25 protein-coding genes are annotated in these 26,370 nt (G+C 64.0%); 20 read left to right on the forward strand and 5 right to left on the reverse strand.

Annotated elements, in window-relative coordinates; genetic code table 11:
- Nucleotides 1-2: 2 nt before the first annotated feature.
- From ispC to B0T39_RS15585, 14 genes are all read left to right on the forward strand, one after another.
- Nucleotides 3-1,187 carry a 1-deoxy-D-xylulose-5-phosphate reductoisomerase gene (ispC, locus tag B0T39_RS15520; RefSeq protein WP_081548150.1) on the forward strand — a complete coding sequence of 395 codons (1,185 nt, stop codon included), beginning with the start codon at nt 3-5 and terminating at the stop codon, nt 1,185-1,187.
- Nucleotides 1,181-2,524, forward strand: a complete 1,344-nt coding sequence (gene rseP, locus B0T39_RS15525) for an RIP metalloprotease RseP (protein ID WP_081548152.1) — start codon at nt 1,181-1,183, stop codon at nt 2,522-2,524. Before ispC ends, rseP begins: the two co-directional genes overlap by 7 nt.
- 9 nt (nt 2,525-2,533) lie before the next feature.
- On the forward strand, nt 2,534-4,822 hold the full coding sequence (bamA, locus tag B0T39_RS15530; RefSeq protein WP_081548154.1) for an outer membrane protein assembly factor BamA: 2,289 nt from the start codon (nt 2,534-2,536) through the stop codon (nt 4,820-4,822).
- An 18-nt stretch (nt 4,823-4,840) separates the two neighbouring features.
- Nucleotides 4,841-5,326, forward strand: a complete 486-nt coding sequence (locus B0T39_RS15535) for an OmpH family outer membrane protein (RefSeq protein ID WP_081548156.1) — start codon at nt 4,841-4,843, stop codon at nt 5,324-5,326.
- A gap of 108 nt (nt 5,327-5,434) precedes the next feature.
- Nucleotides 5,435-6,499 (forward strand): UDP-3-O-(3-hydroxymyristoyl)glucosamine N-acyltransferase, encoded by a 1,065-nt coding sequence (gene lpxD / locus B0T39_RS15540; protein WP_081548158.1) that lies wholly within the window; start codon nt 5,435-5,437, stop codon nt 6,497-6,499.
- Nucleotides 6,492-6,944, forward strand: a complete 453-nt coding sequence (gene fabZ / locus B0T39_RS15545) for a 3-hydroxyacyl-ACP dehydratase FabZ (RefSeq protein ID WP_019100286.1) — start codon at nt 6,492-6,494, stop codon at nt 6,942-6,944. Before lpxD ends, fabZ begins: the two co-directional genes overlap by 8 nt.
- Nucleotides 6,945-6,946: 2 nt before the next feature.
- Entirely contained in the window at nt 6,947-7,723 is a 777-nt protein-coding gene (lpxA, locus tag B0T39_RS15550) for an acyl-ACP--UDP-N-acetylglucosamine O-acyltransferase (RefSeq protein WP_039753581.1), read from the forward strand.
- A 5-nt stretch (nt 7,724-7,728) separates the two neighbouring features.
- A complete protein-coding gene (gene lpxB / locus B0T39_RS15555) occupies nt 7,729-8,901 on the forward strand; it encodes a lipid-A-disaccharide synthase (protein WP_019100288.1) in 1,173 nt (390 codons plus the stop codon).
- The gene (rnhB, locus tag B0T39_RS15560) at nt 8,898-9,500 is read left to right on the forward strand and encodes a ribonuclease HII (protein ID WP_019100289.1); all 603 of its coding nucleotides are present in this window, start codon (nt 8,898-8,900) and stop codon (nt 9,498-9,500) included. Before lpxB ends, rnhB begins: the two co-directional genes overlap by 4 nt.
- A complete protein-coding gene (locus tag B0T39_RS15565) occupies nt 9,497-9,988 on the forward strand; it encodes a DNA-deoxyinosine glycosylase (protein WP_081548160.1) in 492 nt (163 codons plus the stop codon). Before rnhB ends, B0T39_RS15565 begins: the two co-directional genes overlap by 4 nt.
- A gap of 55 nt (nt 9,989-10,043) precedes the next feature.
- Nucleotides 10,044-10,256, forward strand: a complete 213-nt coding sequence (locus tag B0T39_RS15570) for a hypothetical protein (protein WP_081548162.1) — start codon at nt 10,044-10,046, stop codon at nt 10,254-10,256.
- Nucleotides 10,257-10,624: 368 nt separating this feature from the next.
- A complete protein-coding gene (gene mobB / locus B0T39_RS15575; protein ID WP_081548165.1) occupies nt 10,625-11,131 on the forward strand; it encodes a molybdopterin-guanine dinucleotide biosynthesis protein B in 507 nt (168 codons plus the stop codon).
- Nucleotides 11,118-12,311, forward strand: a complete 1,194-nt coding sequence (locus B0T39_RS15580; protein ID WP_081548167.1) for a molybdopterin molybdotransferase MoeA — start codon at nt 11,118-11,120, stop codon at nt 12,309-12,311. Before mobB ends, B0T39_RS15580 begins: the two co-directional genes overlap by 14 nt.
- A 3-nt stretch (nt 12,312-12,314) precedes the next feature.
- Complete coding sequence (locus B0T39_RS15585; RefSeq protein WP_019100294.1) at nt 12,315-12,650, forward strand: 2Fe-2S iron-sulfur cluster-binding protein; 336 nt, start codon at nt 12,315-12,317, stop codon at nt 12,648-12,650.
- A gap of 184 nt (nt 12,651-12,834) precedes the next feature.
- On the opposite strand, the gene B0T39_RS15590 is transcribed toward B0T39_RS15585, so the two are convergent.
- Nucleotides 12,835-13,947: an AI-2E family transporter gene (locus tag B0T39_RS15590; RefSeq protein ID WP_052370704.1), complete on the reverse strand. Its 1,113-nt coding sequence runs from the start codon at nt 13,945-13,947 to the stop codon at nt 12,835-12,837.
- 90 nt (nt 13,948-14,037) lie between these two features.
- Nucleotides 14,038-15,834 (reverse strand): protein-disulfide reductase DsbD, encoded by a 1,797-nt coding sequence (gene dsbD, locus B0T39_RS15595; RefSeq protein ID WP_141111253.1) that lies wholly within the window; start codon nt 15,832-15,834, stop codon nt 14,038-14,040.
- A gap of 209 nt (nt 15,835-16,043) precedes the next feature.
- Here dsbD and B0T39_RS15600 point away from each other — a divergent pair, with 209 nt between their 5' ends.
- A complete protein-coding gene (locus B0T39_RS15600) occupies nt 16,044-16,826 on the forward strand; it encodes an alpha/beta fold hydrolase (RefSeq protein WP_019100396.1) in 783 nt (260 codons plus the stop codon).
- Between the two features lie 74 nt (nt 16,827-16,900).
- Here the strand turns inward: B0T39_RS15600 and dxs are convergent, their stop codons facing one another.
- Genes dxs through B0T39_RS15615 form a run of 3 tightly spaced genes read right to left on the reverse strand, consistent with a single transcriptional unit; the run spans nt 16,901 to nt 19,884 of the window.
- Entirely contained in the window at nt 16,901-18,751 is a 1,851-nt protein-coding gene (dxs, locus tag B0T39_RS15605) for a 1-deoxy-D-xylulose-5-phosphate synthase (protein WP_019100397.1), read from the reverse strand.
- A 13-nt stretch (nt 18,752-18,764) separates the two neighbouring features.
- Complete coding sequence (locus B0T39_RS15610; RefSeq protein WP_081548169.1) at nt 18,765-19,661, reverse strand: polyprenyl synthetase family protein; 897 nt, start codon at nt 19,659-19,661, stop codon at nt 18,765-18,767.
- Entirely contained in the window at nt 19,651-19,884 is a 234-nt protein-coding gene (locus tag B0T39_RS15615; protein WP_019100400.1) for an exodeoxyribonuclease VII small subunit, read from the reverse strand. The genes B0T39_RS15610 and B0T39_RS15615 overlap by 11 nt, the downstream gene beginning before the upstream one ends.
- A gap of 256 nt (nt 19,885-20,140) precedes the next feature.
- Here B0T39_RS15615 and B0T39_RS15620 point away from each other — a divergent pair, with 256 nt between their 5' ends.
- The 5 genes from B0T39_RS15620 to B0T39_RS15640 all read left to right on the forward strand — a co-directional run.
- Nucleotides 20,141-20,974, forward strand: coding sequence for an SDR family NAD(P)-dependent oxidoreductase (locus B0T39_RS15620; protein WP_043594489.1), 834 nt, complete (start codon nt 20,141-20,143; stop codon nt 20,972-20,974).
- A 208-nt stretch (nt 20,975-21,182) separates the two neighbouring features.
- Complete coding sequence (locus tag B0T39_RS15625) at nt 21,183-22,988, forward strand: ABC transporter substrate-binding protein (RefSeq protein ID WP_043594486.1); 1,806 nt, start codon at nt 21,183-21,185, stop codon at nt 22,986-22,988.
- A gap of 48 nt (nt 22,989-23,036) precedes the next feature.
- The gene (locus B0T39_RS15630; protein ID WP_019100403.1) at nt 23,037-23,978 is read left to right on the forward strand and encodes an ABC transporter permease; all 942 of its coding nucleotides are present in this window, start codon (nt 23,037-23,039) and stop codon (nt 23,976-23,978) included.
- A gap of 16 nt (nt 23,979-23,994) precedes the next feature.
- Nucleotides 23,995-25,059, forward strand: a complete 1,065-nt coding sequence (locus B0T39_RS15635; RefSeq protein WP_081548171.1) for an ABC transporter permease — start codon at nt 23,995-23,997, stop codon at nt 25,057-25,059.
- 17 nt (nt 25,060-25,076) lie between these two features.
- A partial coding sequence (locus tag B0T39_RS15640; RefSeq protein WP_081548173.1) for an ATP-binding cassette domain-containing protein occupies nt 25,077-26,370 on the forward strand: 1,294 nt, incomplete at its 3' end.

Consider the following 26,370-nt stretch of genomic DNA (forward strand, 5'->3'; position numbering starts at 1 on the left):
TAATGACGAAACCGCAAGGGATTGTCGTTCTCGGCGCCACCGGCAGCGTGGGCGTCAATACGTTGGACGTGGTGGCGCGCCACCCCGAGCGTTACCGGGTGGTGGCGCTAAGCGGCAACCGCCAGGTTGAGCGCTTGTTCGAGCAGGCGGTGCAATTCCGACCGGCCTACGTGGTGACTGGCGACGCCGCGTCCGCGGAAGCCTTGCGCGGACGCTTGGCCGAGGCCGGCGTGAATGCCGAGGTGCTGCACGGCCCGGCCGCCTTGGCCCAGGTGGCGGCGCTGCCGGAGGTCGACGTGGTGATGGCCGCCATCGTCGGCGCCGCCGGTCTGCCGTCCGCGATGGCGGCGGCGCGCGCCGGCAAGCGCATTTTGTTGGCCAACAAGGAATCCTTGGTGGTAGCCGGCCGTCTGTTCATGGACGCGGCGCGCCGCCACGGTGCGACCCTGCTGCCGGTGGACAGCGAGCACAGCGCCATCTTTCAGTCGCTGCCGCACGACTATGCCGGCAATTTGGACGCCGCCGGCATCCGCAAGATCATCCTCACCGCTTCCGGCGGCCCCTTCCGTCAGTCTTCGGCGGAGGGCTTGCTGCGCGTCACTCCGGACGACGCCTGCCGTCATCCCAACTGGGTGATGGGGCGCAAGATTTCCGTCGACTCCGCTTCCCTGATGAATAAGGGCCTGGAAGTGATCGAGGCGCATTGGTTGTTTTCCGCGCCGCCGGAACGCATCGAAGTGGTGGTGCATCCGCAAAGCGTGATTCATTCCATGGTGCAATATCGCGACGGTTCGGTGATGGCCCAGTTGGGCGCGCCGGACATGCGCACGCCTATCGCCTGCGCGCTGGCCTGGCCGGAGCGCGTCGAGGCCGGCGTGAGCTCGCTGGACTTTTTCTCCTTGTCCAATCTCACTTTCGAAGCGCCCGATCTGGAGCGCTTCCCTTGTCTGAAGCTGGCTTTCGACGTGCTGCGCCTGGGCGGCGACGCGCCGGCGGTGCTGAACGCGGCGAATGAAGTCGCCGTGGACGCCTTCCTGCATGGGCGCCTGCGTTTCGTCGATATCCCCGCGGTGGTGTCCGCCGCTTTGGATGGCGTCAGCCTGGCGGGCAGCGACTCGGTCGAGGGCTTGTTGGCCAAAGATGAGGAAGCGCGCGCCTTCGCGTTGCAACGGGTGGCCGCATGTTGACCCTGCTTGCCTTCCTGGTCGCCATCGGCGTCTTGGTGACGTTTCACGAACTGGGCCACTACTGGGTGGCCCGGCTGTGCGGGGTCAAGGTATTGCGTTTTTCCATCGGCTTCGGCAAGCCGCTGTGGTCGTATTGGCGCAAGGGCACTGAATGGGTGATCTGCCCGATCCCGCTGGGCGGCTACGTGCGCATGCTGGACGAGCGCGAGGGTCCGGTGACGGAGGAGTTGCGTCCGCAGGCGTTCAACAATCAGCATGTGCTGAAGCGCATCGCCATTGTCGCCGCCGGCCCGCTGGCCAATCTTTTTCTGGCGGTGCTGCTGTATTGGGTGGTGATGGGGCAGGGTGTGACTCAGATCAGGCCTCTGGTAGGCACCGTGGTGGCGCAGACTCCGGCGGCGGCGGCCGGCTTCGCGCCCGGCGACCGCATTCTGAGCGTGGCCGGTAAGCCGGTGGCCAACTGGCAGCAGATCCGTCTCGCCCTGGTGGAGGCGGCGATGTCGCCGGACGCCACCGTGGTACAAGTGGAAACCGCGGCCGGTGCTCGGGCTGAACGCCGCATCGATCCGGCCCGCTTCGGCGACAAGGCGGTGACCGCGATGCAGCAAGGCAGCACCGGTCTGACGCCGGGGCGCTTTTTGCCGGTGATCGGCGCGTTGGAAGAGGGCGGCGCCGCGCAAAGCGCCGGCCTCAAGCCGGGCGACAAGCTGCTGGCGCTCAACGGCCAGGCGCTGAGCAGTTGGGAAGGCTGGGTGGCGCAGGTGCGCAACAGCCCGGGGCGCGATCTGGACGTGAAAATCCAGCGCGGCGCGGACATCATGAGTCTCAAGGTGCGGCCGCAGGCCCACCAGCAGGACGGCGAAGTGGTGGGACGCATCGGCGCCGCGCCGCAGGCGGACGCAGGTTGGGGCCGCCAGCTGCTGTACACCGAACATTATTCGGCGGCGCAGGCCGGCCTGGCCGCCCTGGCCAAGACCTGGGATACCGGCTGGATGAGCGTCAAATTCATGGGGCGCATGCTGATGGGCCAGGCTTCGCTGGATAATTTGTCCGGTCCGCTGACCATCGCCAATGTTGCCGGCCAGACCGCTCGCGAGGGTTTGACACCTTATCTGGAGTTTCTGGCGCTGATCAGCATCAGCATCGGCGTGCTGAATCTGCTGCCGATTCCAGTTCTGGATGGCGGGCACTTAATGTATTATGTCGCGGAGTTGATCAGAGGCCGCCCCGTCAGTGAGCGGGCGCAATTGTTCGGACAAAAAATTGGCTTCATCTTGCTGGCGTCTTTGATGGCGTTTGCCTTGCTGAATGATTTCAGCCGCCTATTTGGGGGTTAAAACCGATCTATGAAATTGAAATTGCTTGCAGCAGCCGTATTGGGCTTGACTACGGCCTCCATGGCCTGGGCTGTTGATCCGTTCGTCATCAAGGACATCCGAGTCGAGGGCCTGCAGCGCACCGAACCCGGCACCGTGTTCAATTATCTGCCGGTCAAGGTGGGCGACACCTTTAACGACCAGAAGGCCAACGAGGCGATCAAGGCCTTGTTCGCCACCGGCTTCTTCAACGATGTGCGCATCGAGTCGCGCGACAGCGTGGTGATCGTGGCCGTGGCCGAGCGCCCGGTGGTCAGCCAGCTCAACATCAACGGCGCCAAGGAGTTCAGCAAGGACCAACTGAAAAAGGCCTTGAAGGACAACGGCTTCGCCGAATCGCTGATTTTCGATCAGGCGCTGCTGGACGGCGCGGTGCAGGAACTCAAGCGCCAGTATTACAGCCGCGGCAAGTACTCCGTGGAAGTGACCCCGTCGGTGACCAAGCTGGAACGCAACCGCGTGGCGGTGACGTTGGACATCAACGAGGGCGTGACCGCGCGCATCAAGGAAATCCGCATCGTTGGCGCCAGCGCCTTCAAGCAGTCCGAACTGATTGATCAGTTCAGCCTGACCACCGGCGGCTGGTTGTCGTGGGTAACCAAGGACGACCAGTATTCCAAGCAGAAGCTGACCGGCGACCTGGAAAAACTCAAGGCCTTCTACCAGAACCAGGGTTATCTGGAGTTCAACATCGACTCCACCCAGGTGTCGATCAGCGCCGACAAGCAGGACATGTTCCTGACGGTGAATATTCACGAAGGCAAGAAGTTCACCATCTCCGACATCAAGCTGGCCGGCGATCTCAAAGTGCCGGAAGCGGACCTGCGCAAGCTGATTCAAGCCAAGTCCGGGGACACCTTCAACAACGAGCGCATCACCGAATCGGTGAAATCGCTGAGCGACCGCCTGGGCCAGGCCGGCTACGCCTTCGCCAACGTCAACGTGTTGCCGGACATCGACCACGAAAAACAGACGGTGGCCTTCACCTTCTTTGTGGATCCGGGCCGCAAGACTTATGTTCGCCGCGTGAACATCGCCGGCAACACCAAGACCCGCGACGAAGTGATCCGCCGCGAATTGCGTCAGCTGGAAGGGGCTCCTTACGGCGCGGACAAGATCAAGCGCAGCAAGGAACGCGTTGAGCTGTTGGGCTATTTCGAAGACGTCAACATCGAAACCCCGGCGGTGCCGGACGCCGCCGATCAGGTGGACATGAACATCAGCCTGAAGGAGCGCTCCACCGGCAGCGTGTCCGCTGGTATCGGCTTCGTGCAGGGCGAGGGCGTGCAATTGTCCGCCAACCTGTCGCAGAGCAATATCTTCGGCTCCGGCAAATACATGTCGCTGGGTCTGTCCACCGGCAAGGTGAACAAGAACCTGTCGCTGTCCTTCACCGATCCGTATTTCACGCCGGACGGCGTCAGCCTGGGTTATGACCTGTACAACCGCGTCTACAACCCGGACGCCACCAATATTTCCGCGTACAAGACCAGCACCATAGGCGGCGCGGTGCGCTTCGGGGTGCCGGTGACCGAGTACGACCGCATCAACTTCAGCATCGGCGCGGAAAACACCAAGATCAGCACCTACGACAACAGTCCGCAGCGTTACAAGGACTTCGTCAACCAGTACGGCGCCAGCAACAACACGCTGCTGGGCACCATCAGCTGGGGCCGCGACACCCGCGACAGCGCGCTGTGGCCGACTCGCGGCGCGGTGATCAAGGTGGGCGCGGACGCCGGCCTGCCGGGCGGCGATCTGCAGTACTATCGCCTGACTCATCAGCAGACCTGGTTCTTCCCGTTGACCAAGACCTTCACGCTGATGCTGAACGGCGAGCTGGGCTACGCCGACGGTTACGGCAAAACCTCGCGTCTGCCATTCTTCCAGAACTTCTACATGGGCGGCCTGGGCTCGGTGCGCGGTTACGACACCAGCAGTATCGGCCCGCGCGACACCAACGGCGACTACCTGGGCGGTACCCGCAAGGCGGTGGCCAACGCTGAAGTGCTGTTCCCCTTCCCGGGAATGAAGGACAATAAGTCGGTGCGCACCAGCCTGTTCTTCGACGCCGGCACCTTGTGGGATCCGTCGGTGGCCGGCAGTTCCGCTGGCGACGGCATGCGTTATTCCGCGGGCGTGGCGTTGACCTGGCTGTCTCCGATTGGCCCGATGAAATTCAGTATCGCCAATCCGCTGAAGAAGAAGGACAACGACAAAGTCCAGCGCTTCCAATTCCAGCTGGGTACCGTGTTCTAAAATTGACGGGGTTGTTATATGAAAGCATTGCAATGGGCGGCCGTGCTCTTATCCATGGCCGCCATGTCGGCCCAGGCGGCCGAACTCAAAATGGGCTATGTCAACACTGAGCGCATTTATCGCGAAGCCGCGCCGGCCATCGCGATCCAGAAGCGTCTGGACAAGGAGTTTGGCGAGCGGCGCAACGAGCTGAAAAAGATGGAGGCGCGCGCCAAGGAGCTGGAGTCTCAGCTGGCCAAGAGCAGCTTGAATTCCGACGACCGCAAGCGCTATGAGCGCGAGTACGCGGCGCTGGACCGGGATTACCGGGCCAAGGGCCGCGAGCTGTCCGAGGACTTCAACCAGCGCCGCAACGAGGAGTTCGCTTCGGTGCAGGAGCGGGCCAACCGCGCGCTCAAGCAACTTGCCGAGCGCGAGCAGTACGATCTGATCCTGCAAGACGTGGTGTATGTGAACCCCAAGTACGACCTGACGCCCAAGGTTCTGAAGGAACTGGAACGCTGAAGGCAGGGCGGGGCGGCGTAAGCGCCGTCCCGGATGCGCCCGGCCGCGGCCAGTGCGCCAACACATAATTACGGGAGCAAGCCGACCCCAGGTCGGCTTTCGTTTTTGATGGCTTATACCCTCTCATTCATTATCGAAAGGTTGGGCGGCGAGCGTGCCGGCCCGGACCTGACGGTCGGCCGCCTGGCGCCGCTGGAAGCGGCCACGGCCGGCGACATCGCTTTTCTGGCCAATCCCAAGTATCGCAAGCAATTGGACGACAGCGGCGCCAGCGCGGTGATTGTTTCGCCCAAAATGGCGGAAGAACTGGCGCAAAGCGAGGTCTGGAGTCAGCGCTCCTGGATCGTCGCCGCCGACCCTTATCTCTACTTTGCCCGCCTGGCGGCCCTGTTCCACCCGCAGCCGCAGCCGCAAGCCGGCGTGCACCCCAGCGCGGTGCTGGGCGAGGGTGCTCGGGTAGCGGCCAGCGCCGAAGTGCGCGAGCACGTCAGCATCGGCCGCAACGCGGTCATCGGCGAGCGCTGCCGCTTGCTGCCGGGCGTGGTGGTGGGAGACGACTGCGTGCTGGGCGACGATGTGGTGTTGTACCCCAACGTCACGCTGTACCACGGCTGCGTGTTGGGCAACCGTGTCGGCGTGCACTCCGGCAGCGTGATCGGCGCCGACGGTTTCGGCCTGGCCTGGGATAAGGATCATTGGTTCAAAATTCCGCAAACCGGCCGCGTCATCATTGAAGACGATGTGGAAATCGGCGCCAACACCACGGTGGACCGCGGCGCGATGGCGGACACCGTCATCAGGAAAGGCGCCAAGGTGGACAACCTGGTGCAGATCGCCCACAACGTACAGATCGGCGAGCATTCCGCCATCGCCGGCTGCGTCGGCATCGCAGGCAGCGCCAAGATCGGCGCTTATTGCACCGTGGGCGGGGCGGCGATGTTCGTCGGCCACATTGAAATAGCGGACAAAACTCATATCGGCGGCGGCACCTTGGTGTCGAAGTCGATCAAGACGCCGGGCACCTACGCCTCGTCTTACCCATTGCAACCGATGAAAGAGTGGCTGGCCAACGCCGTGCACGTCCGTCATCTGGACGATATGGCCAAGCGGCTCAAGCAGCTCGAGCGCGAGCTCAAAGAAATGAAGAATCAGGAGGAATCCCCCAATGTCTGAACACGCCGTCACCATCGATGTCCGCGAAATCATGCGCTATCTGCCGCATCGCTATCCTTTCCTGCTGGTGGACCGCGTCACCGAATTCGAGGAAAACAAGCGCATCAAGGCGCTGAAGAATGTCACCATCAACGAGCCGTTCTTCGTTGGCCACTTCGAGCAATACCCGGTGATGCCGGGCGTGCTGATCATAGAGGCGATGGCTCAGGCCGCCGGCATCCTGGCCATTCGCAGCCAGGGCGAGCGCGCCGAAAACGAGCTGTATTTCTTCGTCGGCATCGACAACGCCCGCTTCAAGCGCCAAGTGGTGCCGGGCGACCAGCTGACCTTCGAAGTGGAACTGATCACCAGCAAGCGCGGCATCGGCAAGTACTCCGCCCGCGCGCTGGTGGACGGCCAACTGGCTTGCGAAGCCGAAATCATGTGCGCCAAGCGCGAGGTGTGATCATGGCCATCCATCCAACCGCCATCGTCGACCCCAAGGCCCGGATCGCCGACGACGTCGAGATCGGCCCTTACTCCATCATCGGCCCCAACGTCAGTATCGGCAGCGGCAGCTGGGTGGGCCCTCACGTGGTGATCGAGGGCCATACCGCCATCGGCAAGAATAACCGCATCTTCCAGTTCTGTTCGCTGGGCGCCCAGCCGCAGGACAAGAAGTACGCCGGCGAGCCGACGCGTCTGGAAATCGGCGACAACAACACCATCCGTGAATTCTGCACCTTCAACACCGGCACCGCCCAGGACGTGGGCGTGACCCGCGTCGGCAACGACAACTGGGTGATGGCCTATGTGCACGTTGCGCATGACTGCCAGGTGGGCAACAACGTGATCCTGGCCAACAACGCCACGCTGGCCGGGCACGTGCAACTGGGCGACTGGGTGATTCTGGGCGGCTTCACCAGCGTGCATCAGTTCGCCATCATAGGCGAGCACGCGATGACCGCCTTCGCCAGCGCCGTGGCCCAGGACGTGCCGCCGTTCGTGATGGCGCACGGCAACCGCGCGGTGCCCTCCGGCATCAACGCCGAAGGCATGAAGCGCCGCGGCTTCAGCGCCGAGCAGATTCGCCGCGTGCGGGGCGCCTATAAGACGCTGTACCGCCAGGGCCTGTCCTTCGAAGACGCCAAGGCCGCCATTCTGGAGGAAGCCGCCGCCGGTCACGACGAGTTGGCGCCGTTCACCCGCTTCTTTGGCCAGTCCGCCAGAGGCATCATTCGCTAAGATCCATGCCCGACACTTTGTTTAAAAGCAAGCGGGCACTGAAGGTCGCCATGGTGGCTGGGGAAGCCTCTGGCGACCTTCTTGCCGCCCACCTGATGGACGCGCTGCTGGCGCGCTATCCCGACATCGAGTTCGCCGGCATCGGCGGCCCGCGGATGGAAGCCAGGGGCTTCGTCAGCCATGCGCCGCAAAGCCGGCTGGCGGTGATGGGCTACGCCGAAGTGCTCAAGCGTTTGCCGGAGCTGCTGCGCATCCGCCGTACCCTGCGCGACCGCCTGATTGCGGAGAAGCCGGATGTTTTCATCGGCATTGACGCGCCGGACTTCAATCTGGATCTGGAGGCCGCGCTCAAACGCGCCGGCATTCCCACCGTTCACTACGTCAGCCCCTCGGTTTGGGCCTGGCGTCCGGAGCGGGTGCAGAAGATAGGCCGCAGCGTCAGTCACATGCTGTGCTTGTTCCCGATGGAGCCTCCCTTGTACCGCCAGGCCGGGGTGCCGGTGACCTATGTCGGCCACCCGTTGGCCAGTGAGATCCCGTTGAGGCCGGACCAGAGCGCGATGCGCGAACAACTGGGGCTGCCGCAGCGCGCGCCGGTGTTCACCCTGATGCCGGGCAGCCGCATCGGCGAACTGGAGCACATGGCGCCGCTGTACATCGAAACCGCCAAGTTGCTGCTGAAAAGCTATCCGGACGCCCAGTTCCTGGTACCGCTGGCCACGCGCCCAACGATGGAATTGTTCGACCGCATGCTGACGCGCTGCAAGGGCTGGGATCTGCCCTTGCGCAAGCTGTTCGGCCACGCGCAGATGGCGATGATCGCCAGCGACGCGGTATTGGTCACCAGCGGCACCGCCACGCTGGAAGTGGCGCTGACCAAGAAGCCGATGGTGATCAGCTACAAGCTGTCCGCGCTGACTTACCGCCTGGTCAAACGCAAAATCCGTCTGCCCTACGTCGGCCTGCCCAATATCCTGTGCGGGCGCTTCGTGGTGCCGGAACTGCTGCAGAAACAGGCCACGCCGGCCAAGCTGGCGGCTGAGATGCAAAGGCTGTACGAAGATCAGGACGCGCGTCGCGAGATGGTGCAGACCTTTACCGAGCTGCATCAGTCGCTGCGTCAGGACACCGCCGCGCTGGCCGCGGAAGCGGTGTTGCAGGTGGCGGGGCGGCAATGAGCGGGCTTGATCTGGAGAGGATCGCCGGCGTCGACGAGGCCGGCCGCGGCCCGCTGGCCGGCGCGGTGTTCGCCGCCGCGGTGATTCTGGACCCGGCGAAGCCTATTGCCGGCCTGGCGGACTCCAAAGTACTGAGCGAGGCCCGCCGGGACGAACTGGCGCTGCTGATCAAGCGCGACGCGCTGGTCTGGTGCATCGCCAGCGCCAGTGTCGAGGAAATCGACAAGCTCAATATTCTGCACGCCACCATGCTGGCGATGACGCGCGCGGTGCAAGGCCTGCAGCCGCAGGCGACGCGCGCGCTGATCGACGGCAACCGCGTGCCCAAGGGGCTGCCGGTGCCGGGGGAAGCCATCGTCAAGGGCGACGCCAAGGTGGCGGCCATCTCCGCCGCCTCCATTTTGGCCAAGACCGCGCGCGATGCCGAACTGGTGGCCCTGGACGCCCTGCATCCGCAATACGGCTTCGCCCGCCACAAGGGCTATCCCACCGCCGAACACCTGGCCGCGCTGGAGCAGCACGGCGCCTTGCCGGCTCACCGCAAGAGCTTCGGCCCGGTCAAGGCCTGGCTGGCGCGTCAGCAGGGACAGTTGTTTTGAGCGGCGAGGGCGCCAAATCCTGCTTCCCGCCGGTAGCGAGGCCGGACGCGCGCGTACTGGTGCTGGGTTCCTTGCCCGGCGACGCCTCCTTGCAGGCTGGCCAGTACTACGCCCACCCTCGCAATCAATTCTGGCCGCTGATGCAGGCGATCACCGGCCGGCCGCTGGCCGAGCTGGTCTACGCCGAGCGCCTGGAGGCGTTGCAGCAGGCAGGCGTGGCGTTGTGGGACGTGATTGCCTGCGCGCGGCGCCGGGGCAGCCTGGACGCCGACATCCGCGATCAGCAGGCTAACGATCTGCGGGAACTGGCGCAAAGCCTGCCGCGGCTGCGCGCGGTTGCTTTCAACGGCGCCACCGCCGCGCGCGCGGCCGGACAGCTGGACGGGCTGGCCCTGGACATCCTGGCCTTGCCTTCTTCCAGCCCGGCGCATACCCTGGCGTTTGACAGAAAACTTGAAGTTTGGCGGCAACTGGGACGATATTTGTAGTTGACGATGGCCAAATGCGCTTGTCGTCGCGATGAAACCACCTGGGGGAGCGAATATGGGCCATTACTGCATATGGTTTGTCACGCCGGACGACAGCGTGATGCGCCGGGCCGAAGTGGTGATCAACGGCGTGATCCATTGCCATCAGGTGCTGGAGGAAATCGAGGCGCAGCTGGCGGTGGACTGCGGCCTGACCCAGGTGATGATCGTCGATTGGAAACGTTTTGAAACGCCGGAGCATGCCGGCAAGCTCGCTCACGCGGCCTAAGAACCTGTTTACGATCTGCTGCGCTGCGGCGATACAGCGTTGAAACCCGCTTCGAAATGCTCATGTACCACGCGTACATTCCGCTTTCTCAGCGGTTTTCGCCTTGTCTCGCTCTTGCTCGCGAGATCGTAAACACGTTCTAAGAGCCGGTTTACGATCTGCTGCGCTTCGGCGATACGGCGTTAAAACCGTCTTCGAAACGCTCATGGACTGGATGCGCATTCCGCTTTCTCAGCTGTTTTCGCCTGTCTCTCTCTAGCCGGCAAGATCGTAAATACGCTCTAGGCGGCTAGCTCTTTGGTAGGAGTCAAGCCCGCGGGCGGCCATGCTATCATGGCCGCCTGAATCTTTATGGGGGCGTCTGCGCCATGCGCGTGTTGGGTTTCGCCGGCTATTCCGGCAGCGGTAAGACTACCTTGCTGGAAAAACTGATTCCCCGGCTGACGGCGCGCGGCCTGCGCGTCGCCGTGATCAAGCACACTCACCACGATGTGGACTGGGACACCCCGGGAAAGGATAGCTGGCGCCACCGTCAGGCCGGCGCGGCGCAAGTGCTGCTGGCTTCGGCCCGTCGCCGTATGCTGGTGGAGGAGCTGGTGGACAGCAACGAGCTGCCGTTGGCGGCCCACTTGGCCATGCTGGGCCCCTGCGACCTGGCCCTGGCCGAAGGCTTCAAACAGGAAGCCATTCCCAAGATAGAAGTGGTCAACAGCGCTTTGGCCGCGCCGGCCTTGCATCCGGCCGATCCGCAAGTGCTGGCCGTGGTCGGCGACTTGCCGCAGGCGCTGGACATCCCCTGGTTTCACCGCGACGACGCGGACGCTGTCGCCGCCTTCCTGATTTCAAGATTGGACCTGTCCCATGCTGAGCTTTGAACAAGCCCGCGACTGGCTGCTGCAGCGCGCCCAGCCGCTGGCCGCCACCGAACAAGTCGAATTGCTGGCCGCGGCCGGCCGCGTGCTGGCCGAGCCGGTGCTGGCCACGCTGGACGTGCCGCCGTACGACAATAGCGCGATGGACGGCTACGCCTTGCGCGCCGGGGAGCAAACCGCGGCGATGCCGGTGTCGCAGCGAGTGCCGGCCGGCAGCGTGCCGCAAGCGCTGGCCGCCGGCAGCGTGGCGCGCATTTTCACCGGCGCGCCCATTCCGACCGGCGCCGACGCCGTCATCATGCAGGAGCAGGCCGAAACGGCCGACGACGGCACAGTCAGTTTCAGCCAGCCGGCCTGCGCCGGCCAGAACATCCGTCGCCGCGGCGAAGACATCCGCGCCGGCCAGGAAATCCTGCCGGCGGGCAAGGTGCTGAACCCCGCCGACATCGGTCTGGCTGCGTCCATCGGCGTGGAGACGCTGACGGTGTTCCGCCCGTTGCGGGTGGCGGTATTCTTCACCGGCGACGAACTGGTGGAGCCGGGCCGGCCGCTGGCCGCCGGTCAGATTTACAACTCCAATCGTTATTGGCTGGCGCCGGCGTTGATGCGCCTGGGCTGCGAGGTGATTGATCTGGGCATTGTCCGCGATTCTCTTGGCGCCACGCGGGAGGCGCTGCGCGACGCTGCGGATGCCGCCGATGTGATCATGACCTGCGGCGGGGTGTCGGTGGGTGAGGAAGACCACGTCAAGGCCGCGGTGGAGGCCGAGGGCTCGCTAGACCTGTGGAAGCTGGCAATCAAGCCGGGCAAGCCGCTGGCCTACGGCAAGGTGGGGCAGGCGGATTTCATCGGTCTGCCCGGCAACCCGGTGTCCGGCTTCGTCACCTTCCAGGTGTTGGCGAGGGCCTTCCTGGAGCGGCGCGCCGGCCTGCCGGTATCGGCGCTGACGCCGGAAGGCCCTTATCCGGCGGCTTTTGATTGGACCCGGCCGGATGCGCGCCGCAGCGAATTCATCCGCGTGCGGCGCGTGTGCGTGGACGGCCACTGGCAACTGGAGCTGTACCCGCAGCAAGGTTCCGGCGTGCTGATGTCCTGTGCCTGGGCCGATGGCCTGGTGCGCTTGGAGCCGGGTCAGGCCGTGGCGCGCGGCGATATGCTGCCCTATTTGCCGCTGGTGCAGTGAGTCGTGCCCACCATCCGTTTCGTCGATGAAAACGGCGCGCTGCTCGGCGAACAGCAGGCGGCGGCTGGCGATAACCTGCTGGACCTGGCTCGGCTGGCGGACGTGCCCCTGCACTGGCGCTGCGGACAGGGCACGTGCGGCACCTGCAAGGTGAGGCTGGCGACACCGGTGGCGGAGCAACGGCCCAGCCGCAAGGAGCGCAACGTGTTGCTCCGCGCCGGCGCCATCGACGCCGCTCAGGCCGCCAGTGAATGCTGGACCGAAGCGCGGCCTTGGAGGCTGGCCTGCCATTTGCATCTGAGCGAGGAAGACTGGGAAGTGGAGTGTCCTGCGTTTTGAGCGCCAAATACAAAAGGGCTCGCATGCGAGCCCTTTTGTATTTGGAAGGTGTTTACGATCTTGTGAGCGCTAGCGAAAACGGCTGAAAAAGCCGGGTGCGCACACGATGCATGAGCATTTTGAGGCCGTTTTCAATGCCGCAGCGCCGACGCTTAGCAGATCGTCAACAGCCTCTTTTGACGCGTTATTCGGAAGCGCCGGCCTGTTCGCAGGTGTCGTCCTCGCCGGTCTTGGGCTCCGGGCATTCAGGGCGCAGCCAATGGCGCAGCATGGTCAAGGCCACCGCCAGCAGGGTGGGGCCGATGAACAGACCTATCACCCCCCAGGCGATTAGGCCGCCGATCACGCCCAGGAAGATCAGCGACAGCGGCATCTGCGCGCCCTGGCTGATCAGCAAGGGCTTCAGAATATTGTCTATGGTGTTGATCAGCAAGAAGCCCCAGACCAGCAGGAAGATGCCAAGGCCGGTGTTGCCGGTGTAAAACACCCAGGCCGCGGCCGGCAGCCAGACGATCAGCGTGGGCATCTGCGCCACCGCGACGATGAAGCAGAGGAAGCCCAGCACCAGCGCGCCGGGCACGCCGGCGATCAAAAGGCCGATCACGCACAGGATGGTCTGCGCCAGCGCGGTGCCCACTACGCCGGTGGTGACGCTGCGTATGGTGCGGGCGATCACGTCCGGCAATTCGCCGGCCGGTGCGCCGCCCAGCTTGATCACGATCAGCTCCACCATGTCCCACAGCCGGTCGCCGTTGATCAGCAGCAAGCCGGACACAATGATGGCCAGCACGATTTCCAGCAGGCTCAGGCTGAGATTGGCGCCGCCGGACAGCAGCCACAGCGCGCCTTGGTTGACCGCCGGGCGGATTTTTTCGAAGAAGCCGGGCAGGTCGGCCTGCACGCTGCCCCACAGCTTTTGCAGGCTTTCGCCCACCACCGGGATATTGGCCAGCCAGGTAGGCGCGTTGGGCAGCGTCAGCTGGGTCAGGTCGTGGGTGAGGCCGGATAGATGGGGCAGGGTGTCGGCCAGGGTCAACGCCATCAGACCGATGGGGATGGCCAGCGCCAAGGCCAGCGCCAGCACAATGAGCAGGGCGGCCAATTTGTGGCGCTCTCCCAGTTTTTGCCGCAGCCGGCAATGCATTGGCCAAGCGGAAATGGCGATGATGGCGGCCCAGGTCAGGGCGCCGAGAAAGGGTTGGATCACGCGCAGGCACGACATCACCAGCAGCGCGATGATGGCGATCTGAAACACCGCCAGGATGCTGACATTGGAGAACGCTTTATTGATGGCCATGGGGCTCTCGGAAAATGAAAACGGGCCGATCGAAAGATCGGCCCGCTGATTCTGCAATGCAATGAGCGTGAATGCAATTGGCGCTTGCGGCTATTGCGGATTCACCGTCGCCAGGGTCTTGGCGAAGGCTTCCGCCTGCGTGAAGCCGATCACGCGATCCGCTTCCTGCCCCAGTTTGTCGAACAAGATAATGCCCGGCGGGCCGAACAGGCCGAAACGCTTGAGCAAAGCCTGGTGCTCCGCGTTGTTGGCGGTCACGTCGGCCTTGACCAGCACATAACCCTGCATCTGGCGGCTGACCGCCGGATTCGGGAAGGTTTCCGCCTCCATCTCCTTGCAGGAAACGCACCAGTCGGCGTAGAAGTCCAGCAGCAGCGGTTTGCCTTCGGCCTTGGCCTTGATCAGCAAGGCGTCTAGTTGGGCGCTGCTGGCGGCGGGCAGGAACACCGCCTCGGCCCGGGCTTCCGCCTGGCCCTGGCCCAGCCAGCGCAAGGGGTAGCGCGGGTTGTCAGCGCCGGCCAGCAGGCCGGCCAATTGCGCCGCGCCTATCAAGAGCAGCGCCACGCCGGCGGCCTTGCCCAAGCGGCGCGGAGCGCCGGCGTTGCTCGGCAGTGCCTCCAGCGCGCCCAGGGACACCGCGCTGCCTATCAGCAGCAAGGCCCACAGCAGCATGACCAGCGCGCCCGGCAGGAAGGGCGTGGCCAGCCAGATGGCTAGGCCCAGCATCACGACGCCGAAGCCGGCTTTGACGGTTTTCATCCAGCCGCCGGCGCGGGGCAGCACATGGCCGCCGAAGGTGCCGATCAAGATCAGCGGCAGGCCCAGGCCCAATGCCATCGCGTACAGCGCCGCGCCGCCCAGAGCGGCGTCGCCGGTGCTGCCGATATAGCCCAGCGCCAGCGCCAGCGGCGGGGCGACGCAGGGACCGATGATCAGCGCGGACAGCGCGCCCATTGCGAATACGGTGGCGAACTTGCCGCCGGACAGATGGTTGGAGGTGTCGGCTAGCCGCGATTGCAGCGCCGACGGCAGCTGGATGGTGAACAGATCGAACATGGACAACGCGAACACCACCATCAGCGCGCTGGCGCTTAGCACCACAGCCGGCTGTTGCAGCCATACGGTGAGCAAGGCGCCGGTGAGGCCGGCGATGACGCCGACCACGGTGTAAGTCAGCGCCAGGCCCTGCACATAGGTGAAGGACAACAGGAAGCCGCGGCGGCGGGTCAGGGTAGCGCCCTGGCCGGCAATCAATGAGGAGACGATGGGCAGCAGCGGGTACATGCAAGCGGTGAACGCCATGCCGATGCCCGCCAGCAAAAAGGTGCCCAATGTGGTCAGCCAACCCTGGGCTGCCAGCTCATTGTTGCCGGCCGGGGACTTTCCCTGAGTGGGTGCCTCCGACAGCCATTCGCCCAGCTTGCCGCCGGCGGACGGCGTGCCGCCCACTTTGAGCTTGTGGGTGTAAGGCGGGTAGCACACGCCGGCGTCGGCGCAGCCTTGCAGGCGCACTTGCAGCTCGAACTCGGCCGGCGCATTAGGCTGCAGCGGCACGGTCACCACGTTCTTGCCGGTGAATACGGTTTGTTTGCCGAAGTAAGGGTCGTTCTTTTCCTTGCCGGCCGGGAACTGCGGCGCGCCCACCAGCTTGGCCGGCTGGCTGCTGATCTGGGTGCGGTCGCGGTACAGGTAGTAACCGGGAGCCACGTCCAGCGTCAGCTTGAGCTGTTCGCCGGCGCGTTCAACCTTGGCGGCGAAGGCTTGCTCCGCCGGCAGCAGGTCGTCCTGGTTGACGGCGTGCGCGGGCAGGCTCAAGCCCAGGCAGGCCAGCGAGACCGCGAGCAAGCCCACGATCCGGGATGAGAGTAGCGATAAGTTGATTGGCACGGGATGACTCTATGGTTTATGGTCGTTAGCGTTTGAATGACCGGCGCGCTCAGGCATTGGTTCCTTGGCGGCCGGGTGGAGCGCGGAGGGCGGCGGACTGGGTCGCGGCCGCGTCTTGCTATGCGAAAACAATATGCATTAAATTCAAATTCCGGGCAAACGGTAAGATAGAATATTTATATAAAAACTAGGGCGCAACACCATACATCATGCGAGAAACGATTCACTTTGCTCATGCCAACAGTTTTCCGGCCTCGGTTTACCGCAAGTTTCTAGCCGCGCTGGGCGAGCGCCACCAAGTGGGCTTCCTCGACGCCATCGGCCACGATCCGGCTTATCCGGTCACAGACTGCTGGCCCCACCTGGTAGAGGAAACCATCGCGCACATCGAAAGCCACTATCAAGGGCCCATCGTCGGCGTCGGCCATTCGCTGGGCGGCTTTCTGATGTTCTACGCCGCCTTGCGCCGGCCGGAGTTGTTCAAGCGCATTGTGATTCTGGATTCGCCGCTGATGGGGCCGTTCCGCTCGCGCGGCATCTGGCTGGCCAAGAAGCTGGGCTTCATCGACCGCGTTACCCCGGGCGGCAACACCCTGAAGCGACGCGATAACTGGGCGTCGGTGGCCATGGTTCACGACTACTTCGCCCGCAAGCCGATGTTCGCTCGTTTCGATCCGGACTGCCTGGCCGACTACGCCGAGCACGGCACCGTGGACGACGGCCAAGGCGGGCGCAAGCTCAAATTCCGGCCGCAGATCGAACATGAAATCTACTGCGCGCTGCCGCATGATTTTCCGCGTTATCGCGGACAATTGAAAGTGCCGGCCACCTTTATCGCTGGCACCGGTTCGGATGTGCTCAAGCCGGCTGACCTGCGCTTCATGCGCAAACACTTCAATATTCAGGTGCGGATGCAGCAGGGCAGCCATCTGTTTCCGCTGGAGCGGCCGGAGGAAACCGCGCGGCTCATTCTAGAGCTGCTGGAGGCCTGAGCGTTTCCAAAGGCGGTTTCATGCAAAAACAAAGCCCGGCTAAGCCGGGCTTTGTTCTGTCACGAGGGGCAGGCTTACAGCATCGCCAGCCGCTGGCGCACGCTGCGCTCGATGCCGGCGGCGTCCAGGCCGCAATCGGCCAGCATGCCGGCCGGGTCGCCGTGTTCGACGTAATCGTCCGGCAGGCCCAGTTGCAATACCGGCTTGAGGATGCCCATCGCCTGCATCGCTTCCAGGCAGGCCGAACCGGCGCCGCCCATCACCACGTTTTCTTCCACGGTAATGACCAGATCGTGGCTTTCCGCCAGCCGGCACACCAGCTCCGCGTCCAGCGGCTTGACGAAGCGCATGTCGGCCACGGTGGCGTTCAGCGCCTCGGCGGCGGCCAGCGCCGGCGTTACCATGCTGCCGAAGGCGAGGATGGCCACTTTTTCGCCTTGGCGGCGCACCAGGCCCTTGCCCAGCGGCAACGCCGTCATTTCCGCCTGGATCTCGGCGCCGGGGCCGGTGCCGCGCGGATAGCGCACCGCGGCCGGGCTGTTCATCTGGAAGCCGGTGTACAGCATCTGGCGGCATTCGTTCTCGTCCGAAGGCGCCATCACCGTCAGATTGGGAATGCAGCGCAGGAAGGACAGGTCGAAGGCGCCCGCGTGGGTGGGGCCGTCCGCGCCCACCAGGCCTGCGCGGTCGATGGCGAACAAGACCGGCAGGTTTTGCAGTGCCACGTCGTGGATCAGCTGGTCGTAAGCGCGTTGCAGGAAGGTGGAGTAGATGGCCACCACCGGCTTGACGCCGTCGCAGGCCAGGCCGGCGGCGAAGGTGACTGCGTGTTGTTCGGCGATGGCCACGTCGTAATAGCGGTCCGGGTGCTCCTGCTCGAAGCGCACCAGGCCGGAGCCCTCGCGCATCGCCGGGGTGATGCCCACCAGGCGCGGGTCGCGCTTGGCCATGTCGCAGATCCAGTCGCCAAACACCTGGGTGTATTGCGGCTTGCCGCCGCCCTTGCCGCTGGTCAGACCGTTGCTAGGGTCGAATTTGGTGACGCCGTGGTATTTGACCGGGTCGCTCTCCGCCAGCTTGTAGCCGTGGCCTTTCTTGGTGACGATGTGCAGGAACTGCGGCCCCTTGAGGCTGCGGATATTGCTCAGGGTGTCCACCAGTACGTCCACATCATGGCCGTCGATGGGGCCGATGTAGTTGAAGCCGAACTCCTCGAACAGGGTGCCCGGGGTGAAGAAGCCCTTGACGTGCTCTTCCACCTTGCTGGCGATCTCCTTCAGCGGCGGAGCGATGCCCAGCACCTTGCTGGAGCCTTCGCGCATCGCCGCGTAGAAGCGGCCGGACATCAGCTTGGCCAGGTAGTTGTTCAGCGCGCCGACATTGGGCGAGATGGACATCTCGTTGTCGTTGAGCACCACCAGCAGGTCGGTGTCCATCGCGCCGGCGTTGTTGAGGGCCTCGAAGGCCTGGCCGGCGGTCATGGAGCCGTCGCCGATAATGGCCACGCACTTGCGCTCTATGCCCTGAGTCTTGGCGGCCACCGCCATGCCCAGCGCCGCGCCGATGGAGGTGGAGGAATGGCCGACGCCGAAGGTGTCGTATTCCGATTCGTCGCGCTTGGGAAAGCCGGCCAGGCCGCCTTTCTGGCGCATGCTGCCCATGCGTTCGCGGCGGCCGGTCAGGATCTTGTGCGGGTAGGTTTGATGGCCCACGTCCCACACCAGGCGGTCGTCCGGGGTGTTGAACACATAGTGCAGGGCGATGGTCAGCTCAATGCTGCCCAGGTTGGAGGCGAAGTGGCCGCCGGTCTTGCTGACGCTTTCCACCAGAAAGTCGCGCAGTTCCGTGGCCAGCGGCGCAAGCTGCTGGCGCGACAGCTTGCGCAGGTCGGCGGGGCTTTGAATGGTCTCGAGCAAGGGATACATAGTTTTCTGCTTCTCAGAACGAGCGCGCGACGATGTAGTCGGCCAGTTCCTTCAATCGTTGGGCGGAATCGCCAAATCCTTCCAGCGCGGCAAACGCCTCGTCGCGCAAGTCGCGGGCAAACTGCTTGGCTTCGGACAGCCCCATCAGGCTGACGTAGGTGGGCTTGTCGTGGGCGGCGTCCTTGCCGGCGGTTTTGCCCAGCGTAGCGGTGTCCGCCTCGCAGTCCAGCACATCGTCCACCACCTGGAAGGCCAGGCCCATGCGCTTGGCGAACACGTCCAGACGGGCGGTTTCCTCCTCGCTCAACGGCCGGCCGGCCATGGCGCCCAGCAACACCGACGAGCGGATCAGCGCGCCGGTTTTCAGCAAATGCATGTATTCCAGCTCCGGCTGATTCAGCGCCTTGCCCACGCTGGCCAAGTCTATGGCCTGGCCGCCGGCCATGCCGGCGTGGCCGGCGGCGCGGGCCAGGGTGTGAACCATGGCGAGCTGAGCCGCGGGGGCCACGCCCGGCAGCGGCGCGCTCAGCGTATCGAAGGCATGGGTTTGCAGCGCGTCGCCCGCCAAAAGCGCGGTGGCTTCGTCGTAAGCCACGTGACAAGTGGGTTTGCCGCGGCGCAGCACATCGTCGTCCATACAGGGCATGTCGTCGTGCACCAGCGAATAGACGTGGACCATCTCCAGCGCGGCGCCGATGCGGGCCAGGTTGTCGGCCGAGGCCCCCACCAATTCGCCGGCGGCGAACACCAGTAGCGGGCGTACCCGCTTACCGCCGCCCAGGCAGACGTAGCGCATCGCTTCGTGCAGTTTTTGCGGCGTGTGCTGATCGGAGGGCAGCAGCCGTTCCAGCGCACCTTCCACTTGCTGCTGGATCTCGGTCATCCAGGCCATGAAAGGTTTATTGGCCATTGGACAATTCCAGTGGTTTGAGTTCGTTGTTTTCGAGTATTTTCAGCTGCTGTTCCGCGTCGGCCAGTTTGGCCTGGCAGAACTTGATCAATTCTATGCCCTGCTTGTAGGAGCCGAGCGCCGTTTCCAGCGGCATGTCGCCGCTTTCCATCGCCTGGATGATGTCTTCCAGTTGGGCCAGTGCGGTTTCGAAACTGGCCGGCGCTTTGTTGGCTTTAGCCATGGCGTTTTCCTTATGGTGCTTTCGTGGTGGCCGGGCCGTGCGGGCTCCGTCGGTGTCGCGTGGGCGCAGGCGGCTCTTTAAGGCCGTCATTCTAGTCCAATTACAGGGTGCGGCGACAGAGGCGATTGAGCGCTTTCGGCAAGCGTGGATGCTGTTGGGATGCTAACTGCGCGGAACGGGAACGCGCCTAGCGGACAATTCCCCGTCGTCCGCATTTGCGGTAGGGTGTCGCCAATTGAAAACGACAGAGGCCAGCATGCATTCGCAACCATCCATTCTGATTACCGGCTGCTCCAGCGGCATCGGCTACCACACCGCCGTGATCCTGGCTCAGCGCGGCTGGCGCGTGATCGCCAGCTGCCGCGCCGCCGCCGACGTGGAGCGCCTGTGCAGCGAGGGCATGGCCTGCATCCGGCTGGACGTGGACGACGCCGATTCCATTCGCGACGGCCTGGCCCAGGCGCTGGAGATGGCCGGCGGGCGACTGGACGCCTTGTTCAACAACGCCGGCTTCGGCCAGCCTGGCGCGGTGGAGGACATCAGCCGAGCGGCGATGCGCGAGCAGTTCGAGACCAATCTGTTCGGTCCCTGGGAACTGACCAACGCCGCGCTCAAAGTGATGCGAGCCCAGGGTCATGGCCGCATCGTGTTCAACAGCTCCATCCTCGGTTTCGCCGCCATGCGCTGGCGCGGCGCCTACAACGCCAGCAAGTTCGCGATGGAAGGCCTGTGCGACACCCTGCGTCATGAGCTGCACGGCACCAATATCCATGTCTCCCTGGTGGAGCCGGGGCCGATAGAAAGCCGTTTCCGTCCCAATGCGCTGGCGCGTTTCCTGAAAAACGTGGACATCGACGCCAGCCATCATCGCGACGCATATCAGCAGCAGCTGGCGAGGCTGAAGAAAGAGGGGCACGCCGCGCCGTTCACCTTGCCGGCCAGCGCGGTGGCGGAGGCGGTGCATCGCGCCATCACGGCGGCCAAGCCGGCGGCGCGTTACCGGGTGACTTTCCCTACCAAATTGTATTGGTGGCTACGCCGTTTGCTGCCAACCCGTTGTTTTGACTGGGCCTTGCGCGCGGCGACTTGATGCAGAGCCAAGCCCTTGGCTTAGCATGAGTTTTTCTATGCATAGGCATGTTTTTTCTTTGATGCCATTTTGATAGTTTCTTGTTGATCTAGCCGGCGGATTCGCTTTACAGTCACGGCACTTGCTCATGGCATTTCCTCATGCTGGAGCAGGCATAACAATAGAGACGCCGGGTTTCCCGGCTCCGTGACACAAAGGAGTAAGCGAGATGAATCGCTGGAAATGGCTGCCCCTGCTGCTGGCGGGGGCGGGCCTATTCGCGTCCGCTCAGGCGGCCGATATGAACAAGACGCTGAAGGTGTCTTTCCTAGCGCCTGAGACCGGCTTTGATCCGGCCAAGATGAGCGATATCTATTCGCTGGGCGTGATCGAGAACATTTTCGACAATCTGCTCAGATACGATTATCTGGCGCGGCCGGTCAAGCTCAAGCCGGGCACCGCCCAGGCGCTGCCGGAAATTTCGGCGGACGGCAAGGTGTTCACTTTCAAGGTGCGGCCCGGCATCTACTTTGCCGACGATCCGGCCTTCAAGGGCAAAAAGCGGGAGCTGACCGCCGCGGACTACGCCTACAGCATCAAGCGCTTTGCCGACCCCAAGGTCAGCTCGCCCAACGCCACCTCCTATACCGACTATGTGCTGGGGTTGGCGGAGGCGGGCAGCGCGGCCAGCAAGAAAGGGCGCTTTGATTACGATAAGCCTATAGAAGGCATCAAGGCGCTGGACCGCTATACCCTGCAGCTGACGCTGAAAAAGCCCAATTACAACTTTCTCTATACCGTGGCCGCCAAATTCAGCGGCGCGGTGGCGCGCGAGGTGATTGAAGCCTACGACAGCAACACCAACGCCCACCCGGTGGGTACCGGTCCGTTCATGCTGAAGGAATGGAAACCGGGCAACCGCATCATTCTGGAAGCCAACCCTGGCTATCGCAAGGAAGTGTTCTCCGACGAGCCGGCTGCCGACGCGCCGCCTCAGGACCGCGAAATCGCCGAGCAACTGCGCGGCAAGACGCTGCCGGTCATCGGCCGCATCGACATCAAGGTGATAGAAGAAGAGCAGCCGCGCTGGCTGTCCTTCCTCAACAAGCAGATCGACTACATCGGCGTGCCCAAGTCCGCCATTCCCTCTACCGTGCACAGCAGCGAGGCCAACCCCTTCCAGGCCAGCCTCAACCCAACGCTGGCGCAGCGCGGCATTCGCCTGCACCACAACCTGGGCATGGACCTGACTTACGCTTTCTTCAATATGCGCGACCCGGTGGTGGGCGGCTACAGCAAGCAAAAGATTGCCTTGCGCCGCGCCATCGGCATGGCATACCCCAGTCAGGAAGTGATCAAGCTGCTGTACAGCGGGCAGGCCATCCAGCTGCAAAATCTGGTGCCTTTAAACATGGTGGGCAACGATCCGCGCTTTCACGGCGCGCCGGACTTCAATCCGGCGTTGGCCAACGCGCTGCTGGACCAGGCCGGCTACAAGATAGGCCCGGACGGTTACCGCCGCCAGCCCAACGGTCAGCCGCTGCTAATCACCCAGGCCACCCAAGGCAGCGCTTTCGACAAGCAGTTCAATCAGATCTGGCAGAAGGCTTTCGACAGCATCAAGCTGCGCGTCACCTTCAAAGTGGCCAAGTGGAACGAAAACCTCAAGGCCGCCTACGCCGGCAAGGTGCAGATGTGGTCGCTGGGCGGTTCCGCCGCCATTCCGGACGGCGACGATTTCGTCACCGGCCTGTGGAGCAAGCAGATCGGCATCGGCAACCTGCCGTTCTTCAGCCGGCCGGAGTTCGACAAGGCCTACGAGGCTTCGCAAGTGCTGCCCAACGGCCCGGAGCGCGACGCGCTGTTTGACCGCATGAATCGGGTGGCGGCCGCCTATCAGCCCTATGTGCTGGGCGTGACCCGCTTCGAAAATATCGTCAGTCACGACTATCTCAAGGGTTACAAACCGCATCCGCTGGCCACGGTAGGCGTGTCCTGGCGTTATGTCGACATCGACCTGAGCAAGCGCCGCTAACCGCCTTGATCCGGGGCGCAGCCGCGCCGCTATATTCTGGAGAAGCAGATGTTCAATTTCATCATCCGCCGAATCTGGCAGATGGTGCCGACGATGTTCGGCGTCATGCTGCTGGTGTTCGTGCTGTTCAACTGGGTGGGCGGAGACCCCACCTACATCCTGGCCGGCAAACGCCTGACGCCGGAAATCATGGCTAATATCCGCGCCCAGTTGGGCCTGGACCTGAGCTTGCCGCAGCAGTTCTGGCTCTTCGTCAAGCAAGTGGCCGCCTTCGACTTCGGCACCTCCTGGTCCACTCAGCAGTCCGTCACCGCCACGCTGGCTTCGCGCATCGGCCCCTCAGTGACGCTGACCGGCACTTTGCTGGTGTTCGAACTGCTGACCGCGCTGCCCATCGCCATCGTCGTGGCTTACTACCGCGGCACCCTGACCGACCGCATGGTGACGCTGATCTGCACCGTGGCCATGTCCATCAGCTCGCTGGCCTACATCATCGTCGGCCAGTACCTGCTGGCTTTCAAACTGGATTGGTTTCCGGTGATGGGCTGGGACGACGACAGCCTGCTGCGCAGCCTGCTGATCTACGTGCCGCTGCCGCTGATCCTGGGCATGCTGGTGTCGCTGGCGCCCAATGTGCGCTTCTACCGCAGCTTTGTGGTGGAAGAGTTGGGTCACGACTATGTGCGCACCGCGCGCGCCAAGGGCTTGTCGGAAAAAACCGTGCTGTTCAAGCACGTGCTGCGCAACGCGCTGATCCCGGTGGTCACTGCGGTGATGATGTCCTTGCCCTTCCTGGTATTGGGCTCGATGCTGCTGGAGCGCTTTTTCGGTATACCCGGCATGGGCAATGAACTGCTGATGGCGGTGGACAAGAGCGATTTTCCAGTGATCAAAGCCATCACCGTGACCATCGCCGCCGCCGCCATGGTGTTCAACCTGCTGGCCGACATCATCTACAAGTGGATCGATCCACGCGTGCAACTCAAGTAAGCGCGGAGCACAAGACATGACAACATTGCACAATACCGCCGGCGCGCCGCCGGCCGCCCCCTCGCGCAGCCTGTGGGCGCTGGGTTGGCAACGCTTGAAACGCGACCGCATCGGCTTCGTTTCCCTGTGGGTGGTGGCGGCCTTCATGCTGCTGGCCGCCGCCGGTTGGCTCAACCTGGCCGGCCGCGGCTGGAACGACGAAATCGCCGCCTCCTACGCGCCGCCCACATTGCTGCTGGATCAATATCGCCAGCAGGAAACCCCGGCCGCCGCTGGCGGCCAGTCCAGCGCCATCGTGCCCACCGAACGGCTGAAACCGTCGGAAGACCCCATCCATGACTGGCTGGAAGCCGCGCGCCCGCACGCCGCCCAGTACGCGGTGCCGGAAGTGAAGAAAGTGGCGTCGCTGCCCTTCGGCGCGGACCAGCGCGGCCGCGACATCCTGGACAAAGTGATCAAGGGCACCGCGACCTCGCTGCTGGTGGGCTTCTTCGGCGCGCTGCTGTCCATCCTGATCGGCACCTCGCTGGGCGCGATGGCCGGCTACTTCGGCCGCAAGGTGGACGACTTCCTGATGTGGTTCTACAGCGTGTTCACCTCGGTGCCGGACATGCTGCTGCTGCTCGCCTTCGCCGCCGTGGCCGGGCGCGGCATCGCCACCGTCATCCTGGTGCTGTCGCTGACCAGCTGGACCGGCACCTTCCGCCTGGTGCGCGCCGAGTTCATCAAGAACCGTTCGCGCGAGTACGTGCAGGCGGCGGACGCCATCGGCGCCAGCCACAGCCGCCGCATGTTCATCCACATTCTGCCCAATGTCTCCCACCTGCTGCTGGTGCAGTTCTCCCTCTTGATGGTGGGCCTGATCAAGTACGAAGTGATCCTGTCCTTCCTCGGCTTCGGCGTGGACGTGCGCCAGGTGAGCTGGGGCTCCATGCTGGCAGAAGTGCCGGAAGAGCTGTTGCAGGGCTATTGGTGGCAACTGGCCATGGTGGTGGTGTTCATGTCCACCCTGGTCACCGCCTTCAGCATGTTGACCGATGCGCTGCGCGACGCGCTGGACCCGCGCGCGGCGGCGAAGTGAGTGGGGGAGAACAGACCATGACCCAAAACCAGACCCTGCTGTCGGTGCGTAACCTCAAAGTGGCGTTCCGCCAGGAGAACGGCGGCGAATTCCAGGCGCTCAAGGGCGTCAGCTTCGACATCCCGGCCAAGCGCACCGTAGCGCTGGTGGGCGAATCCGGCTCCGGCAAATCGGTGACCTCGATGGCCATCATGCGGCTGCTGTCGCCGCAGCACGCGCACATCGCCCCGGACAGCCAGATCCTGCTGCAAGGGCGGGATCTGCTCAAAGCCGGCGGCGCCGAGATGCGCGCGCTGCGCGGCAAAGACATCGCGATGATCTTCCAGGAGCCGATGAGCTCGCTGAACCCGGTGTTCAGCGTGGGCGAGCAGATCATGGAAGCCCTGATGCTGCACGCCAAGCTGGGCCGCCGCGCCGCGCGCCGGCGCGCGATCGAACTGTTGCGCGAAGTGGGCCTGCCGGAACCGGAAAGCAAGGTGGACAGCTACCCGCACCAGCTGTCCGGCGGCCAGCAGCAACGGGTGATGATCGCGATGGCCATCGCCTGCGAACCCAAGCTGCTGATTGCCGACGAACCCACCACCGCGCTGGACGTGACCATCCAGAAGCAGATCCTGCAACTGATCGCGGACCTGCAGAAGAAGCACGACATGGCGGTGCTGTTCATCACCCACGACCTGGGCGTGGTGGGCGAGTTCGCCGACGAAGTCATCGTGATGCGCCACGGCGAAATCCGCGAGCAGGGCAAGGTGCAGCAAATCTTCGACGCGCCGCAGGACGCCTACACCAAGGCGCTGCTGGCCTGCCGGCCGCACCTGGACCGGCGGCCGCAGCGGCTGGCGGTGATCGACGACTTCCTGCAACCGGGCGGCTATGTGGAGCCGCCGCAGCGCGAGCGCGGCTACCAGGCGGACGACGAGATCATCCTGGACGTGCGCGGGCTCTGCAAATCCTTCGACGTGCGCGAAGGCTTGTTTGGCAAGCGCCAATTCCACGCGGTCAAGGACGTGTCCTTCAAACTGGCCAAGGGGAAAACCCTGGGCATCGTCGGCGAGTCCGGCTCCGGCAAGACCACCGTCGGCCTGACCCTGGTGCGGCTGCATCAGGCCAGCGGCGGCCAGGCGCTGTTCCACGGCCAGGACCTGCTGGGCATGGACGCCAAGGCCTTCCACGCCTACAAGCGGCGCATCCAGATCATCTTCCAGAACCCCTACGCCTCGCTGAACCCGCGCTTCACCGTGGAGCAGATCCTGAGCGAACCGATGCAGCTGCACGGCATCGGCCGCGACGGCGGCGAACGGCGCAAGCTGG

The sequence above is a fragment of the Chromobacterium haemolyticum genome (assembly GCF_002081825.1).
GTDB classification, from domain to species: domain Bacteria; phylum Pseudomonadota; class Gammaproteobacteria; order Burkholderiales; family Chromobacteriaceae; genus Chromobacterium; species Chromobacterium fluminis.